General features: G+C 44.0%; 1 protein-coding gene. It reads right to left on the bottom strand.

Annotated features, from left to right (window positions below; translation table 11 throughout):
• Window positions 1-269 precede the first annotated feature (269 nt).
• Window positions 270-1,805 (bottom strand): AIPR family protein, encoded by a 1,536-nt coding sequence (locus ACW9H9_RS28460; protein WP_457346683.1) that lies wholly within the window; start codon window positions 1,803-1,805, stop codon window positions 270-272.
• Window positions 1,806-2,217: the final 412 nt, after the last annotated feature.

The raw sequence follows: 2,217 nt of genomic DNA, 5'->3' as shown, positions 1-2,217 counted from the left end.
CCTGCCTGACGGCAGGCCGTTACCGGCCCGCACACAAAAAATCTGACAGTCCCGAAGAAACACTACTACAGTAACTTCTTACAAACGCACCCAAGCCCACCTTGAGCGGGCTTTTCTATTTTCCTTAGCCCTCAAAAATCGAAGAACCTTTTCGTATCCAATGAAAAATTTTTCTGATCTATGACGGGACGTTGGGGAGGGATCCAAAGGATAAGCGCACCCTACACTTCTGGAGCGCTTACCTATCAACTCATACTTTAACGGCACATCTACGTAGTAATATTATTCAGTTTTGGCAGCTTCCATTTTGCAGAGTTCGCAACCTTTAGCGCTAAAGTCCTTTTCAATTTATCCAAAAAAGGCTTAACCCGAATCTCGTTTCGAACACTTGTTGCTTCGTCATCTGACCCAACAATGCTAACAGCAATTTCAGAATAAAGCTCCATGGACTTTTTGGAGTACTTTGAGATCGCACCTCTGAAATCCGGCCCGACCATCTTCGCCAAAGTTAACTTAGAAACATCAGTACCCAATCTATCAATCAAAAAATTAGCTACGAATATTCCCCAAGGAGTTCCATGTATCCCCAATATCACCTTCATCACCTTATCATTGGTAATATCAACCGTACTAAGAAGTGCAGCACGCTCAGCTTCGATCTCGTGCGCAATGAGCCAAGCAAGAAATACTTTTTCCGCCGTAAGCCCGCGAGGGAACACCATCTTATAAAATCTGTCAAAAAGCTCCATCTTGCGAGTAACAGCTTCTAGGATCGTATCATCGGACATTGCCGCTAGATACTGAGCAGCCTTGTCGAGCTCAATCCGTTTAGAATTCTTCATTACACGCGCCCCTTCCTGCTTAGGAGCATAAACATAGTCTATAGAAGAAAAAGAAACACGAAGACTTTCTTGAATAGGATCCAGCAAGCGTACTGCCGCCAACTTTACCGGGTTTTGAGTGTTGTTATATCTAACAATATCTGTTAGCAGTGTTTTCTTCGCCGCTACGATACGTACAAGCACCTGAGAATGTTGAGCTTCAGTACTTTTCTCAATAGCTCTAGCCAAACTTACCGTGGTCTGGCATCCATTCACAATAGAAAAACTTCTAACTGTGTATTTGTTTTCCGCAGACTCCTCAAAAGAATCGGCAACTATTGTTATCCCGTTATTGAGTGCCCAAAAATCCCCCGGACGACCTTCTGCAGTCTCAACTATTTTTTCGTTAATACCACCTTTACGCTGACCGATAAAAAGTCTAACGTTGCCCTCAAACAGCTGATTTTCATATTTTTCATATAGACGAAATAATTCTTTAGCGTATACAGAACCAACGATCGAATACCCGAATTCGCCTCGTAACTCCGCGACATTCCCATTAAACTGCAAATTATCTTGAGGAACATTTCGGTCAGCTGCTTGCACTACAAGATACTTATCATAAAGAGTATCTTGGTACTCGTATAAAAAAGACACATCGGACCCGTAACCCCTAGAGCGAACTGTAGCCTCTCTATTGCGAGAGATAATATCAGATTTAGCAGCAAGGGTTACCAAACCGAAGACGAGCGAATAACCTTCGGTATCCCCCTCCGTCAACCGTTCAAAAATATCTTTTCTACCGGCGTATTGAAACATAATAGGATCTCTGACACTTGCAACGGCGCCAACAAGAGCATTCCACTTCTTCAGTCCGGCACTTTTATCAGATCTTTCAGATACATAACCCTGCAATACGTATATTGTTTGCTGATCATCATCAATGTAAATCAGATCGCAACCTGCATCTTCAGGGCCATCCACGGACGCGGCATCAATGGCATCATCCTCATCAACACCCAGTAAGGTTGATGCATACCACGCTGCAAGAGCCCTATCACGACTAATGCCCCCCGCTTCGCAAGGGAGTCAATTGCAGCTAACAACTGTCTACGCTGCGCTGGCGTTTTACTCGATATCGGCTTTGCCATTAGCTTTGAATTCCTTTTACATAAATCAGAGACATAATGTCTAAATGCTATCACACCATCTGCGGCGAAGTAATCATCATCGCGAAAATATGAGCAGTGAAAGGCTAGAAATGAGTGATGAACGATCTAGCTCTTTAAGATCATCAAATGAGAACGATGCGAGGGGGGGGGGGCTAAATGACAGTAGGCTCTAGGGATGGTCTGAAGTAGGCCACTATGTTTCGACAGCCGAGCCATAGACGCTT

The sequence above is a fragment of the Pseudomonas sp. SDO5215_S409 genome, from assembly GCF_054071325.1.
This window is presented reverse-complemented; position numbering and strand designations above follow the sequence as displayed.